Source organism: Parablautia sp. Marseille-Q6255, assembly GCF_951230155.1.
Classification (GTDB): Bacteria; Bacillota; Clostridia; order Lachnospirales; family Lachnospiraceae; genus Choladousia.
On sequence record NZ_CATNVD010000012.1, the window covers coordinates 136,903 to 152,257 of the forward strand.

The 15,355-nt window shown below is 49.0% G+C and carries 14 protein-coding genes and 2 pseudogenes; 1 reads left to right on the forward strand and 15 read right to left on the reverse strand.

The genetic code is table 11. The annotated features are described in order from the left end of the window. Positions 1–47: 47 nt before the first annotated feature. From QOX44_RS10875 to QOX44_RS10915, 9 genes are all read right to left on the reverse strand, one after another. A complete protein-coding gene (locus QOX44_RS10875) occupies positions 48–542 on the reverse strand; it encodes a Mini-ribonuclease 3 (RefSeq protein ID WP_283683162.1) in 495 nt (164 codons plus the stop codon). After that, positions 527–1,933 carry a cysteine--tRNA ligase gene (gene cysS, locus QOX44_RS10880; RefSeq protein WP_283683163.1) on the reverse strand — a complete coding sequence of 469 codons (1,407 nt, stop codon included), beginning with the start codon at positions 1,931–1,933 and terminating at the stop codon, positions 527–529. Before cysS ends, QOX44_RS10875 begins: the two co-directional genes overlap by 16 nt. Positions 1,934–2,176: 243 nt before the next feature. Further along, positions 2,177–3,076, reverse strand: a complete 900-nt coding sequence (locus QOX44_RS10885) for a GNAT family N-acetyltransferase (RefSeq protein WP_283683164.1) — start codon at positions 3,074–3,076, stop codon at positions 2,177–2,179. Beyond that, positions 3,073–3,615: a 2-C-methyl-D-erythritol 2,4-cyclodiphosphate synthase gene (gene ispF / locus QOX44_RS10890; RefSeq protein ID WP_283683165.1), complete on the reverse strand. Its 543-nt coding sequence runs from the start codon at positions 3,613–3,615 to the stop codon at positions 3,073–3,075. Before ispF ends, QOX44_RS10885 begins: the two co-directional genes overlap by 4 nt. Before the next feature lie 43 nt (positions 3,616–3,658). After that, positions 3,659–4,027 carry an ArsR/SmtB family transcription factor gene (locus QOX44_RS10895; protein ID WP_283683166.1) on the reverse strand — a complete coding sequence of 123 codons (369 nt, stop codon included), beginning with the start codon at positions 4,025–4,027 and terminating at the stop codon, positions 3,659–3,661. 302 nt (positions 4,028–4,329) lie between these two features. Beyond that, entirely contained in the window at positions 4,330–5,442 is a 1,113-nt protein-coding gene (locus QOX44_RS10900) for an Ldh family oxidoreductase (RefSeq protein ID WP_283683167.1), read from the reverse strand. Positions 5,443–5,774: 332 nt separating this feature from the next. Next, on the reverse strand, positions 5,775–7,190 hold the full coding sequence (dcuC, locus tag QOX44_RS10905) for a C4-dicarboxylate transporter DcuC (RefSeq protein ID WP_283683168.1): 1,416 nt from the start codon (positions 7,188–7,190) through the stop codon (positions 5,775–5,777). Between the two features lie 22 nt (positions 7,191–7,212). Further along, on the reverse strand, positions 7,213–8,133 hold the full coding sequence (gene rihC, locus QOX44_RS10910; RefSeq protein WP_283683169.1) for a ribonucleoside hydrolase RihC: 921 nt from the start codon (positions 8,131–8,133) through the stop codon (positions 7,213–7,215). A 79-nt stretch (positions 8,134–8,212) separates the two neighbouring features. Continuing rightward, positions 8,213–9,559, reverse strand: a complete 1,347-nt coding sequence (locus QOX44_RS10915; RefSeq protein WP_283683170.1) for an NCS2 family permease — start codon at positions 9,557–9,559, stop codon at positions 8,213–8,215. A gap of 148 nt (positions 9,560–9,707) precedes the next feature. Between QOX44_RS10915 and QOX44_RS10920 the strand changes: the two genes are divergently transcribed. Then, positions 9,708–10,619, forward strand: coding sequence for a LysR family transcriptional regulator (locus tag QOX44_RS10920; protein WP_283683171.1), 912 nt, complete (start codon positions 9,708–9,710; stop codon positions 10,617–10,619). A 136-nt stretch (positions 10,620–10,755) separates the two neighbouring features. Here the strand turns inward: QOX44_RS10920 and QOX44_RS10925 are convergent, their stop codons facing one another. From QOX44_RS10925 to QOX44_RS10945, 6 genes and pseudogenes are all read right to left on the reverse strand, one after another. Continuing rightward, complete coding sequence (locus QOX44_RS10925; protein WP_283683173.1) at positions 10,756–11,175, reverse strand: hypothetical protein; 420 nt, start codon at positions 11,173–11,175, stop codon at positions 10,756–10,758. A gap of 38 nt (positions 11,176–11,213) precedes the next feature. Next, positions 11,214–13,691 (reverse strand): excinuclease ABC subunit UvrA, encoded by a 2,478-nt coding sequence (locus QOX44_RS10930; protein WP_283683174.1) that lies wholly within the window; start codon positions 13,689–13,691, stop codon positions 11,214–11,216. Between the two features lie 224 nt (positions 13,692–13,915). Continuing rightward, positions 13,916–14,011 (reverse strand): annotated as a pseudogene (locus QOX44_RS18230) (GNAT family N-acetyltransferase); the annotation flags it as partial. A 28-nt stretch (positions 14,012–14,039) separates the two neighbouring features. Next, a pseudogene (locus tag QOX44_RS18320) lies at positions 14,040–14,087 on the reverse strand (hypothetical protein); the annotation flags it as partial. Positions 14,088–14,142: 55 nt separating this feature from the next. Beyond that, positions 14,143–14,937 carry a DUF3658 domain-containing protein gene (locus QOX44_RS10940; RefSeq protein WP_283683175.1) on the reverse strand — a complete coding sequence of 265 codons (795 nt, stop codon included), beginning with the start codon at positions 14,935–14,937 and terminating at the stop codon, positions 14,143–14,145. Between the two features lie 99 nt (positions 14,938–15,036). Further along, a partial coding sequence (locus QOX44_RS10945; protein WP_283683176.1) for an SPOR domain-containing protein occupies positions 15,037–15,355 on the reverse strand: 319 nt, incomplete at its 5' end.

Here is a 15,355-nt window from a genome sequence, read left to right on the forward strand (position 1 = left end):
AAGCTTTTCCTTTTTCCTCTGTGATATACTTGCGCGATCCTTCTGTCTCATGGCTGTGCATACTGCGCAGGCACGCTGCCCTGCTTTTCGTTCTGCCCGGGAATCGGCATCCCAATTGCTCCAAGCCCGTACGCGATCAGCTCATTCATCCGCATAAAATCCTTTCTCAGATACAGATAGCCGATCAGAGCCTCAAAGCCAGTTGCCTCCAGATACTGCGTCATACTGGCGTTTTTCGCTTTCGTATAAGGCTTTGAATTGCGCCCTCTCCGATAGACCCCTTCTTCCTCTTCGTTTAAAAGAGGCCGGATCGCCTCTGCCATCGCCGACTGTGCTTTTGCACTCACGCAGGAGGTTACCTTTCGGTGGAGCTTCTGTACCGGAGCATTCCCCTGGCTGACGATCAGCGACCGCACCACCAGCTCATACGCCGCGTCGCCGATATAGGCGAGCGTCAGCGGCGAATACGATTTCCAGTCTCGCTGAGAAAGCCTGAATATCTGATTCAGGCTCTCCTCAAAAGATATTATGCTCTTTTCCATTTTACTCCTTCTCTCGTATCAAGAAGCGTAATGCCTTTTTCCAAAAGCTCGCCGCGGATCGCATCGGCACGCGCAAAATCCTTTGCCTTTCTTGCCGCCTGGCGTTCCTCGATCAGCTTTTCGATCTCCTCGTCCAGCAGCTCTTCCTTTTCCTGCGCAATGATACCCAGAATATCGCAAAGTCCTGTGATCTCCCCGCGCACTGCTTCTATAAATGCCTTAGAGTTTGCAGCGGTCACACTGCTGTTTGCATATTTGACAAGCTCAAACACTGCTGCGATCGCATCCGCTGTATTGAAATCATCATCCATCGCTTCGTCAAACTTCACACCAAATGCTCTGACTTCATCCATCTGTGCCTCTTCTGTACCGCTCATCTCCTGCCGGTCTGCTGCCTGCTCCAGATAGCTCAGATTGGAGACTGCATTTCGTATGCGCTCCAGTGCATTTTTAGAGGACTCCATCAGCTCCGCGCTGAAGTTGAGCGGACTCCTGTAATGCGCACTCAGCATAAAGAAGCGGAGCACCTGCAGATCGTATTTCTCCGAAATTTCCCGCACAGTAAAGAAATTTCCCAGTGATTTTGACATCTTGCGATTATCAATATTCAAAAATGCGTTATGCATCCAGTATTTTGCAAACGTTTTTCCGTTGCAGCATTCACTCTGAGCGATCTCATTCTCATGATGAGGGAAGATCAAATCCTCTCCGCCTGCATGGATATCTATCTCCTCCCCGAGATATTTCTTTGCCATCACAGAGCACTCAATATGCCAGCCCGGACGCCCATCACTCCACGGTGACGGCCAGGAAGGCTCTCCTTCCTTTTTCGGCTTCCAGAGTACAAAATCCAGCGGATCCTCCTTCTGATCCTCTCCTGTAACGAGGAGCGAGCGGTTGCCGCCGCGCAGATCATCCAGGTTCTTATGGGAAAGCTTTCCGTATTCGTCAAATTTACGCGTGCGGAAATACACGGTGCCATCTACGTCGTATGCATAGCCCTTCTCGATCAGTGTGGCGATCATCTCGATCATGCCGCCGATCTCCTGAGTCGCCAGCGGATGCGTGGTCGCCGGCTTTACATTCATGCCGGCCATATCCTTCTTGCACTCAGCGATATACCGTTCTGAGATCTCCTGTGCGCTCACCCCTTCTTCGATCGCCTTTGCAATGATCTTGTCGTCTACATCGGTAAAGTTTGAAACAAAGTTTACCTCATATCCCTTATGCTCCATATAGCGTCTGACCGTGTCAAATACGATCATCGGACGGGCATTTCCGATATGGATAAAATTATAGACCGTCGGGCCGCAGACATACATGCTGACTTTTCCCGGCTGGAGCGGCACAAATTCTTCCTTGCGCTTACTCTGTGTATTATAAATTTTCATAAAAATCCCTCTGCTTTCTGTTACCATATTCTTGCTGATGCCAGGGAGGGCGAAGCACAAAAGGATCTGTCAGATGGCTTCTGCCCCTGATCCTTTCTGACCCTGACATCTTATTGATTAAGTCTAAGCAAATTTATATGCTTTGTCAATTCTTTTCTGGCTCAGGTTTTCTTTTCCCGCCGTCCCCGCCATGCACCGGACAGGCAGGATCCCGGGCCATACTTTTACGTACGGCCTCTTTTGTCACACCACTTCATTTATAAAAATCTTTTCTGCCTTCCATTCACTGCAAAATATCCCGCCGCCGGGCCGCTTGCCCATGAGCAACGGTACCTCCTCTTCCCCGCAAAGGGAGAGCTGCGCCGTGTATCCGCAAACCTTACAGTCCCCAAAAACCTCTGCAAAGGCAGCAAGCGCGCCAAGCGCCTCCTCCCTGTGCCCAGGATCCACGATCACCTCCCGCAGTTCACAGCCTCCCGTCTCCTGCGTTTCCTGAGAAGTACAAAATGTCCCGATCATTTTTCCGTCCGGCCGACAGATCACCATGACTTCTCCATTCTGGCAGCGCTGCTCTGCACAGAGGCGCTCATAGTACGCCGCATCGCGATAAATAAACACGTCATACATTCCGCTCAGGCTGTCATTCACAAATGCGGCAAGAGCCGCGTACTCCTGCGGCCTGGCCGGGCGGCATACCATCTGGCTCTCCTGACGGACGCATGCCCCGCCTGCTGTACGCAGCCATCCGCGCTTCTGTACAGCAAAATAACGGTAGCCAAAGGGTGCATATATTTTTTCTGAGGCGGGCATCAGGAAGGTGAATGGTTCACCGTCCTTCTCCATATCCTGCTCCGCCAGTGTAAGAAGCGTACGCATCAGTCCCCGGTGCCTGTACGCTTCCTGCGTCGCAACCGCTACAATGTAGTGCAGGGTATGGAGTTCTTTGCAGACCGATACCCGAAACGGATTCAAATGCACCATGGAATGGATCCCGTTTTCGTCCTCAGCCACATAAATCCTGCTGTCCCGTACTTTCCACTGATAATAATAATCAACAAACTGCCGGTCATCCTCTGTAAACACTGACTCGTACAGAGGCCGCGTCAGGCTGTTCTCTGATGCCGAAAGCCGTCGGAAGATCATTCTCCACACCCCTTTGCGCAGCCCGGGCATCCGGACGCAGTCATACGGTCATCTGCGATCAGATCTGCCAGCGGCTCAAGCAGGCAGACTGCCTGCGCCGAAATCCCCTCTCCTGTACCGGTAAATCCAAGCCCCTCCTCTGTTGTTGCCTTAATGTTCACGCGGTCCTGCGTGATCCCCAGTACCTGTGCGATATTTTCTTTCATCTGATCCATATAAGGCAGCAGCTTCGGGCGCTGTGCGATCACTGTCGCATCAATATTCTCGACGACGAAGCATTTCTCCTCCAGCAGCACTGCCACATGGCGCAGCAGCTCCATACTGGAAATCCCTCTGTACTGCTCATCTGTATCTGGAAAATGCTTCCCGATATCTCCAAGAGCCGCCGCTCCAAGCAAGGCGTCCATCACTGCGTGCAAGAGCACGTCCGCATCCGAATGCCCGAGCAATCCCTTTTCATATGGTATTTCTACTCCGCCGAGGATCAGCTTTCTGTCCTGTGCAAGACGATGCACATCGTATCCCATGCCTATTCTCATATCTTCCATCCTTTCCTGTCTCATTATCCTGCCCGCGCTCTTCCTACTTTTCTGAGGAGGGACATGTGATCTCTACCATCTTTTCTATCATATGATGAAGAAGCTGCGCCTGCTTTGTGTCTACTGCCTTATAATAGACCTCCTTGCCCTCCCGGCGGCTCGTGATCAGGCCCCCTGCCTTCAGCAGCTTTAGATGGTGAGAAACCGCAGGACTGCTCATTCCCATCATTGCCGAAATGTTCAGCACACATTCCTCACAGTGGCACAAAATCCAGAAAATCCGTATTCTTGTCGCATCACCGAGCTGTTTAAACACATCAGATACCGTCTGAAAATCTGACGTCTCCGGCATATGGTCACATATATCTGTAGTATTTTTGCAGTGGCTGTGCGGCAGCTGTGTCTGTGTCATAAAATCCCCTCCGTACTGGATCCTTTTTCTGTATTATCTTTTTATATTATCACAAAACTATCAAAAGGGGGAAAAATTATTATACCGGCTTTACAAATTAGTGAAACCCATTAGTGAACCCTCCTTTTACAGGTCCACTCATTCAATAGAAATCAGAATCGTACACATAAGAAAATGGTATACCTAAGGAACTGAATATCACGCTGCCGCCTGGGAGAGGAACCAATCTCCCTTTCGGTCTTATTCGGTGCCTTTGGTATACCACTGATGAAAATGTAGTTGAAAAATACTTTTTTTATTTCCTATTTCTCTTCAAATGAAAATTTATATGGCAAATGATATCGATCCCGGATCTCTATAAACTCTTTCTGTACAGCTGCACCGATCGGAACCCCCTTTTCTTTCCTTTCCTGCCACATAAGCCACTCCTTTTCTCCCGCAGTATAAATTCTTTCCTGTCCGGGAGCTTTCTTAGACGACCGGAGTGCACGGCAAATATCACCTGCAGTTTTACGAAACGTATCTTCTCCCATAAAAAAGTCAGGATTAATCACAAAGAAAAAGTGTCCTAAATGATACATCGTTTTACTGCCATCCGCCTTTAAACCTGTTAATGCTTTCATAAACGGCCCTCCAGTTAATGCCGCAGAAAGTATTTCTACTACTGCTGCATATCCGTAACCTTTATATCCGCACATTTCATCTCCGGCACCACCGAGAGGCGCCAATGCCGCCGTTCCGTTTACCAGAGCTTTCAAAATTTCGTTTGATTCCGTCATTATTTCTCCATTTTCGGATACTACCATACCTGCCGGCGTTGGTTTTCCTTCCCGCGCATAATATTCAATTTTTCCACGTTGTACGATCGACGTTGCGCAGTCTAAACAAAACGGAAATTCTTCGTCTGTCGGCAATGAAAATGTAAACGGATTCGTCCCCATCATATTTTCTACGCCAAATGTCGGCGCGATCGACGGTCGCGCGTTTGTTCCTGTGATCCCGATCAGGCCTTCGTTACTGGCCATAGTTGCCCAGTAACCTGCTATTCCATAATGAGTTGAATTACAAATAGCGCCTCCTGCCATCCCGTATTTTTTTGCTTTATCAATTAATATCTGCATCATTTTATAACTGGCAACCATTCCCATTCCGTCATGTGCATCCATTACAACTGTAGTTGGCGTGTCTTTTAAAATTTCAATATCCGTAACAGGTTTTAATGTGCCGTTTAAGATTCTGTCTATATATATCGGTTTAAAGCGATTGCATCCGTGGCTTTCAATCCCTCTCCGATCACTTTCAGCCAGAACATCTGCACAAATCCTGGCATCCTCTTCCGGCACTCCTACCGCTTTAAATGCGTCTACCATAAAATTTTCAACAAGTTCCCAGGAAAGATACGGTCTCGTTTCCATAAAATAAATCCCCCTTTTTTCTGTTTTTCCTTCTATATTTGTATATATATCATTATTATATTTGATTTTCAATACTATTTTTATGCTTTTTGACATATTTGTAAGTATTATACTATGAAAATGTTGTCACTTTTTAACATATTCACTACACTTTTTTCCTGTTTTGCGCTGAAATTTTTTCATATTTTCTGATATATATCTTCCATGGCACCATGACATAAATTCCCGCCTCGTTTGAAGCATTCTCTATTCTCACCAATGAAAAAAAGCCAGTACAAGCCTCAGCCTGTACCAGCTATTTTCCCTCATTCAAAAATATTCTATTTCTTCTTTTACAAGAAGATCACCATAGAAAGCACAAACATAACTACCGTTCCGGTCAGCATCGGTACCGCTGTACGCTTTACGACCTCAAGCGGCTCCCGCTTTACACTTCCTGCCACGATCATAACTACCGCGGATACCGGTGAAACGGCACGCAGAAGATTTCCTGCCAGCCCCATCGGGATAGACACTGCAAATACAGAGATTCCCGCTGCCTCGGCAAGCGGCACCATAAGCGGCACCATCGCAAAGAACAGAGCTGTTCCGCTTCCACTGAGCAGTACGATCAATGCTGTAAGCCCTACGAGCAGCAGCGGCAATACAAATCCCATTCCGCTTCCCTGCATACCTGTCATTGCGCTTTGCAAAGCAGCGATCAGCCCGATAGACTTCAGACCTGTAACAAAAATCGTACCGGCTACAAGCAGCGCCACGATCGGCATAGAGCCTCCCATCCCCTTAAAGAAGGATTCGGTCTGGGCAAGTGCCTTCTTCCCATCTCTCGTACGGATCATCTCACAGATGATCGCAATGACAAATGAGAACAGCGTCGCTACTTCAACACTGATGTCTATCTGCAGCCCTGTGAGCTTCTGCAGTGCAAATACACCGATCAGGAGAAGGATAGGAAGTAATGGAAGGATCGCGTATACTGTGCGGTACAGCGCCCCGCCCTGAATCTCCTCGATCGCCTTTACATCAGCAGCCTTTCCTGCAGCATCCTTACTCTTGCTGTCGCAATGCTTCTGCCAGAAGAAATGTACGACCGCCATAAGAAGGATCGTGGGTACGGATACGATCGCATGATAACGGAATACATAATCCGTTGCTGTCATTCCTGCAAACTGTGCGGTATTGGCAAGCTCTGCGGCGATCGCTACATTATCACTTCCAAGCGGCGTCGGCACGATCGTCGCTGTCGTGGCGATGATACCGGCTGCTGTCAGTGTACTCATCCCCGCCTGAAGCAGGATCGGATACAGTGTTGCAAGAAGGATGATCGCCAGATTTGAAGCGCTTGGCACAACGAGTGACAAAAGGTTTCCAAGCAGAAATACGATCGGCACTAAAATATATACAGATTTGATCTTTGCGATCGGTTTCGTCAGAACACTGACGGTCACATTGTTCGCCTTGATATCATTCATGTATGCGGAATATCCGCCCAGGATCAGGATGATAAATCCTGCTGATGAGATCGTTGACTTGAACTGGTCTGCGATCACCTTCAGCGGATCAAGCCAGACAGCTCCTGTAGAGACAAATTCTTCTCCTCCGATCGGGTTTCCAAGTGCCACGCCGACAAACATCAAAAGAATCCCCATCAAAAACAGCGTAATCTTGATGTCCATTTTCTTGATCAGCATAAATACCACGACTGCAACAGAAATCGCCGCTGCCGCGTACATTACAAATGTTGACATAACTGTTCTCCTCTCTTTTGTTTTAAATACATCTCGCGATCGATTCTTTAAACCACTCGCGGAATTTTTCTCCGTCAATATCCATGCAGACCTTTGCATTCGGCTCTCTGTGCAGATAGCCCTTGAGATCTACTACAGTACAGCCGGTCGTCATCGTCCCGTTCAGCTCCACGCCGACATACGCCTCTTCCATGGTATACAGCTGCGGGCAGAGCAGATACGCGATCGCACAGCTGTCATACATCTTAAGGCCTGTGCCAAAGCTTCCGCCTCTGTAGCGTTTGAACAGATGATACGCCATATCTCCGACCTTTCCCATCTGTCTGATCTCCTCACTGTCCTGCGGCAGCACGAGCGCTTTCAGCCCCACATCGAGCCCTGCCATGACGATCGGCAGTCCGCTCTGAAATACCATCTGTGCAGCCTCCGGATCTGTCGCTACATTAAATTCTGACATTACGCCCTTATTTCCACGGGATGCAGAACCACCCATCATAACGATCTCACGGATATTTGTGCGCACCTCCGGATACATCGCAAAAAGCAAGGCGATATTGGTAAGTGTTGCGATCGGTACAAGCGTCACCGGCTCCGGACTCTCCATAATGACTCTGCGCATTGCATTGACCGCATGCTCCTTGAGCAAAAGCTCCGTCTTAGGTTCCGGGAAATTATACCCTTCCATTCCTGTCTTTCCATGGACATTCGATGCATCCACAAATTCCGCGATCAGCGGCTGTGCCGCTCCCATAGCCACCGGAACATCTTTGCCGAAAAAGTTCAGCAGACGCAGCGTATTCTGCGTCACATTCTCAAGGGAGACATTCCCCGCTACTGTCGTGATCAGACGCACATCCAGCTCCTCCGAGAACAGCGCGATCGCAAGCGCAAGCGCGTCATCAATACCTGGATCTGTGTCAATAATGATTGGTCTTTTACTCATAATATTCCTCCTTTATTCTGAGACAGCAGAAAAACTGCGTCTTTTCTTTACTTAAATAAATGCAGCGGCTGCACATTCTTTATACCAGCGTCCAAAAATACAGCACACATACAGCCACGAGAATATACATGACCGGCGAAAGCTCCCTGCGCCTGCCTGAAGCATATTTCAACAGCACGTATGCCGGCAGAGCCACACAGATGCCATTTGCAATATTGTTTGCAAAAATGGTAAATGTCACGCACAGAAACGCCGGGAAATACTCTGTAATATCACTGTAGTCTATCTGTTTCATTCCGCTCAGCATATGAACGCCGATAAATATAAGCACCGGCGCTGTCGCCGCAGATGGAATGATCAGAGCGATCGGGGCAAGGAAAAGTGCAAATACAAAACAAATACTCGTAAAGATCACACTCAGCCCGGTCTTTCCTCCTGCCTCCACACCTGCGGAAGATTCCAGATACGTCGTCATGCTCGGCATTCCGAACAGAGCGCCAAAACTGGTCGCTACCGCATCCACCTGAAAGCATTTATCAATCCCCGGAAGATTCCCGTCCTTATCCAGGTATCCTGCCTTTGCTCCCACACCGAGTACCGTCCCAAAGGTAGAAAAGAAATCCGGAACAAACAGTGCGATAAGAAATGGAATATAGGCAAAATCAAGCGCTCCGAGAAAATCAATCCGCATAAACTGTTCTCCCAGACCGGCCGGCATGGAGACAAAACGTTCCGGCAGCTCAGTCACTCCAGCCAAAACGCCTGCGACCGTTGTCAAAAGAATGGTGATGATCATACCGCCCGAAACATTTTTTACCTTCATAACCAGCACGATCACAAATCCGACCAGGCACACCAGCACCTTGGGCGAAGTCAGATCACCAAATGTGAGGTTATTTTTCTCCGGCGCCGCAACGATCAGCCCGCAGCTTTTGGCGCCAAGTAAAGCGATAAACAGACCAATGCCTGCGCTGACCGCATGTTTCAGGCTTACCGGTATCACCCGCACCACAGCCTCGCGAAGTCCCAGAAAAGAGATCAGGATAAAAAGTATCCCGCTCCAGAAAATCACACCTGCCGCGATCTCCGGGCTGATCCCTTCATTAGAGATCATAGACGCCACGACTCCGACACTGCCAAGTCCCGGCGCTAAAGCAAACGGACGATTCGTATAGAATGCCATCGCACAGCTTGTCAAAACAATCAGAAGCACCATCGCAGTCAGCATCACATGCCTGTTAAGCCCTGCCTGACCGAGCATATTGGGAACGGTTGCCAGCACATACGCCATGGTCACAAAGGTCGTGATCCCTGCCAGCATTTCCTGTCTTACCGTTGTCTGATACGCCGAAAGCTGAAACCGTCTTTCCAGCCACTGCTTCACATTTCCCGCCTCCCTCTTCTCCCCTGTTTTATAGCCTTTCATATCTTTTCAGGTATCATGCAGCATCTGGTTCAAATCAGAACCTGTTTCCTTGTTTTTTTATTTTCTTTATAGTAATATAAGAAAAACAATATGTCTAATTCATATTTTTTATCAAAATCATTCCTTTAAGGAATAGTTGGGAGGTCTCATGGATTTTTTAGAGCTGCAGTATTTTATGGCCATTGCCAAACATAAAAACCTGACGAAGGCTGCACAGGAATTATATGTCTCTCAGCCGACCCTGACAAAATTTCTTCAAAAACTGGAAAAAGAAATGGGCGGAAAGGTATTCCGCAAAAATGGGCACCGCTATGACCTCACCTTTCTCGGCAATCGCTATCTTGAGTATGCCCGCAAGGTGATCACTTTAAATCAGGACTGGGAAAAAGAGCTGTCTGATATGCGTTCTTCTTACGAGGGAGAGCTAAACATAGCCTTTCCTCCCATGCGCAGCGTCTGCCTGATCCCGCAGTTTCTTCCCAGCTTCCACCAAAAGCATCCGGGCGTCCATATTAATTTTTACGAATACGGACACGGTATACAAGATGAGCTGCTCGCGGACGGAAGGCTCGACTTTGCAATTTTCAGCGCATGGCAGCCACATCCCAATCTGGCCTATGAAAAACTAAAGACAGAGGAAATCCTGCTGGTACTTTGCCCGGAACATCCGCTCGCAAAAAAAGCAGTCATCCGCGATGACTGCCATTATCCATGGATGGATTTAAGCCTGCTAAAGGATCATCCATTTATCCTGCATTTTCCTGATCAGAATACCGGACGGGCTGCACAGCAGCTATTTGAGCAGTACCATATCCAGCCGCCGGTCCCGTTTTTGACCCGAAGCAGCCAGACCTGCATCCAGCTCGCCGCCGAAGGTCTGGGCGCAAGCTTCGCCCCGGAAAGCTATGTCCGGCACGCTGCAAAATTCTGGCCGATGCTCGCCTTCTCTGTAGGGGAACCGCCAATGCGCAATAATCTGATCATCGCCCATCGCAAAAACTCCTATCTGTCTACCTTTGCACTTGATTTTATCAATATCGCAAAGCAGTGTCTGGAATAGTCTGCAATAAAACGATCCTTCCGGGAGCAGGAGCCGTGTTTCTGCGGCTTTTGTTCCCGATACCAAAAGAGCTTTCAGGCGGTTCTCGCCTCCCGGGACGAGGCATCTATCCTGTGTGTCATTTTCCCGGGTACTCTTATGCGTTTTTCCCGCTCAGTGCAAAGACAAGATCCTTCATCCACCCCTTTGAGAGTCCGTCCCATATTTTACGGTTATTGTCAATATCTGCTTCTCCGCAGTCGATCACTTCCATATGCATTCGGATCATATTTAAAAAAGAATCCCCGACTTTTATTTTAAGCTTCTGCACTGCCTCTGCAAACTGGTCAACAAATACATGCCCCAGGATCTCAATCGCCAGAGATTCCTTCGTTATCCCAAGCGGCTTTCCGAGCTGCTCCTCATAGAGCTTCCGCGCGTATTCTGCCACCATAAGAGAGCCTGTGGTATCCGGATCCCTCAGAAACTCTACCAGTGCCTTATTCTTTTTAATTCTCACACATTTATCTTCGCACAAAACCGCAATGTCATGAAAGTCACAATTCCATTCGTTCATCCAAAACAGCTCCTTCCTCTTTCAGGTACTCTCTCCCTTTACAGAAATCTTCCCGTGACACTTTCCGGCGTCTGCTTTATCCTCTCCGGGGTTCCGACCGCTACGATCCTCCCGCCTTCGTTTCCACCGCCCGGTCCCATATCAACAATATAATCTGCACTTCGTATCACATCCAGATCATGCTCTATGACGATGACCGTGGCGCCGTGATCCATCAGTGTCTGGAACACTCCCAGAAGTGTCTCTACATCCAGCGGATGCAGCCCTATGGTTGGTTCGTCAAATATAAATACTGAGTCTTCCTGAGCCCGCCCCAGCTCACTGGCCAGCTTTAGCCGCTGTGCCTCGCCGCCGGACAGACTTGGCGTCTCCTCTCCCAAAGTCAGATAGCCAAGGCCGAGATCCTCCAGCACTCGCAAACGCTGAGCTACCAGCCGTATATCCCTGCAACTCTCCAGTGCTGTGTGCACATCCATCTCCATAAGCTGAGGGAGCGTATATACTTTTCCCTCCTTATTTCTATACGGAACTTTTGATGCCTCTCCCGCATACCGGGAGCCTCTGCACCCGGGACAGGTGATCTCCACATCTGGCAGAAACTGCACATCCAGACTGATCACTCCCGTGCCGTCACAGACCGGGCAGCGCAGTCTGCCTGTATTATAAGAAAAGTCTCCGGCCCTGTATCCCTGTGCCCTGGCTTCTTCTGTGCGGGAGAAGATCTTGCGCAGTTCATCATGGATATTTGCGTACGTCGCCACTGTGGAACGGACATTCAGCCCGATAGGTGTCGCATCGATCAGCTTGACCTGAGTGATGCCTCCCGTTTCCACAGCAAATACATGCTCCGGCAAAGGCTTTCCTGAAATAGCAGCCTCCAGCCCCGGTATCAGACTCTCCAAAACAAGCGTTGTTTTCCCTGATCCGGATACTCCTGTCACTACCGTCAGCCGCCCTTTCGGAATATCCAGCTCCAGCGGTTTTACTGTATGGAGCTGTCCCGTTGCAAGATGCAGTCTGCCTTCTGAAAATAACGCTTCCGAAGCAACTCTCTTACGCAGACCGCTTCCCGGCTGTCCAGACAGATATGGCCCGATCTTTGACTGAGGCATCCGGGTAATCGCCTGGACAGACCCCTGTGCGATCACGCAGCCGCCATCCGAGCCAGCTCCCGGACCCATTTCAATGATCCAGTCTGCCTCTGACAGGATCTGCGGGTCATGGTCAACCAAAATTACGGAATTTCCATCCGCGATCAGATCCTGCATCACGCCTGTCAGCCCTGCAATATTTAACGGATGCAGTCCGATCGAAGGCTCATCCAGCACATAAAGAACTCCTGTCGTCCGGTTGCGGACCGCGCGGGCCAGCTGCATCCGCTGCCGCTCCCCTGTGGAAAGAGTCGAGGCTGTACGGTCCAGCGTCAGATATCCAAGTCCCAGATCAATCAGCCTTTTCGCAGCCATCTGGAACGATTCGCAGATGCTTTCCGCCATTGGCTGCATTTCTTCCGGCAGCGTTTTCGGCACATCTGCCACCCAGCGTGTCAGATCAGTCAGAGTCATCTGACAGGCTTCATCCAGCGATATACCTCCAAGCCTTGGCGCCCGGGCCGCAGCGTTTAATCGTGTACCGCCGCAGTCCGGGCACACATCCTGCCTGAGAAATTTTTCTACCCGCTTCATTCCCTTCTCATCCCTGACCTTGGAAAGCGCATTTTCAACGGTACGGACCGCGCTAAAATAGGTAAAATCAAGCTCTGAGAACTGATCGGTATTTTTTGCCCGATACAGAATATGCTTTTTCTCCGCCGGCCCATCAAAAACAATCGCTTTTTCCCGGTCTGTCAGCTCCCGAAAGGGAATGTCTGTACGCACTCCCATTTCCCGGCATACATCTGTCATCAGCGACCACATCAGCGATTTCCACGGCGCAACGGCGCCCTCATCAATAGTAAGTGATTCATCCGGAACCAGCGCCGCACGATCCACCACACGCACGATCCCCGTGCCTGCGCAGGTATGGCAGGCTCCCTGACTGTTAAAAGAAAGCTCTTCGGCTGACGGCGCAAAAAAGGCTGTGCCGCATTGCGGACAGACAAGCTCCTTGCCGGCTGCTACGGCTAATGTCGGCGCCATATAGTGTCCATTGGGGCAAGCGTGGCTTGCCAGGCGTGAATACATCAGACGCAGGCTGTTAAGCAGCTCCGTTCCTGTACCAAAGGTACTGCGGATCCCCGGCACGCCGGGCCGCTGATGCAGCGCCAGTGCCGCCGGCACGTACAGCGCCTCATCCACCTGCGCCTTTGCTGCCTGTGTCATCCGCCGTCTGGTGTACGTAGACAATGCCTCCAGATAACGCCGGGAGCCCTCCGCATACAAAACGCCCAGCGCAAGCGATGATTTGCCGGAACCAGAAACTCCTGCAATCCCCACTATTTTATTCAGCGGCACATCAACATCCACATTTTTTAAATTATGTACCCGCGCACCGCGAATCCTGATATGATCGATCATTTTTGTATCCTCCAGGAAGCCTTTTTAACCAGCAGACAAATGGATTCAACTGTTTTTTCGTTAAGCAGTCGGATATCCACAGTTTCCTGCCCTTCATAATAAACACCGAACTTAAAGTTTATCTGCTTCACAATGCTTCCATTATCCATTTTTTCTGGATAAAGTGCAATACTGTCTTCCACTTTTCCAATACAAGTCCATGTATACTCCTTCTGCAAACAGCCTTCCGGCAGTTCTATTTCATCCTTCATGCCTGCAAAACCATAACGTTCATACAAAGGCCTTCCCGTATTCGTTGCCTCTAATGAGATATGATTCACACGTTTGAATGATTCTCCTTCCAACTCCCATGCCCTGATATTGAGGCAGCACAAAAATGTGTCCTCTCTGCTGCATTTTCAAACGACAGATCCCATAATACTGATTCCGCCGCCGATGCTTTATGCAGTTCTTATAGAGTACCTGCCAAACAGATTACTCTCGCGTATTTATTTTCGAAATCCTCCATAACTTTGATTTTTCCCTGCTGAATAAAATATTCGATTCGCCTTGCAAACCACCAATCACCCATACCTATCTGAAAATAGCCGAGAATATCGCCTATCAATCTTGCCTCTTTCACCGGCTTACATGTAAGTCCTTTCCAGATCAAAAAATCATAAAAATCTTCCGGAACACTGGTAACTCTCCCATTGATCACTGCTCTGAGAGGACTGTTCTCCTCTGTCAATTCTATCCATAACAGCGCATACATCCTCACTTCTTCTTTGGTCAGTATCCTTTCATGGGATAAGAATCCTGCAAATTCCTCCGCTGAGACTTCTCCCCAGTTTCTGTAAGAAACAATATTGGTTTTTCTTACTGCATATTCCGGGAGTTTTACAACATGAACCTCATTTTTATAGCTCTGCAGCATCCGGCACAGACTGTAAAACCCACATCTGGAATATGGTGCATCACTGTACCATACCCGGATTGTCTCGTCCTCTTCCAGACATTTCTTTAAACGCAATAATTCATTCGAATAAATTTCTCCTGCCAGCTTCAATTCCTCATCCATTTTCGAACTTTTACCATATTGATTTTGTGCGTACATGGAATAAATCAGATTTTTTCGGTACTGGCTGTCTACTGACTCTTTGATATCACCAATATCCAACATGAAGCCAAGACAGACTACTTCTTCTGCCGTCCCCTCTACCCATCCGGTAAAAGCTCCCTCTGGCGGCGTCTTTTTCCCAGCCATCCATACCGCTGTCGGCCCGCCCGTATTGCAGTAACCTATAGGAAACAGAAATGTAATTTTATACGATAATTATACCAAAGAAATCAGATATGTCCATACTTATTTGATAATCGCGGAGAATCCCGCTGCTTTCAGGCGCTTTACCAGATTCTCCGCGTTTTTACGTACGCTAAACACGCCGCACTGAACCTGCCACTGCCCGTTGCACTTCTTGATAAGAACATCGAATCCCTTCTTCTTCAGCTTTCTGAACAGTTTCTCGGCGTTGGTCTTAACTGCAAATACTCCCGCCTGCACGATATACTCGTTGCTGCTCGCACGCCGGCGGATGATGTATCCGACACGCTGGTTGTCATACTGGCCGTCACCGTACCAGCTCTTGTAGGTTGCACCCTCGCCGGATCCTTTACAGTATGCG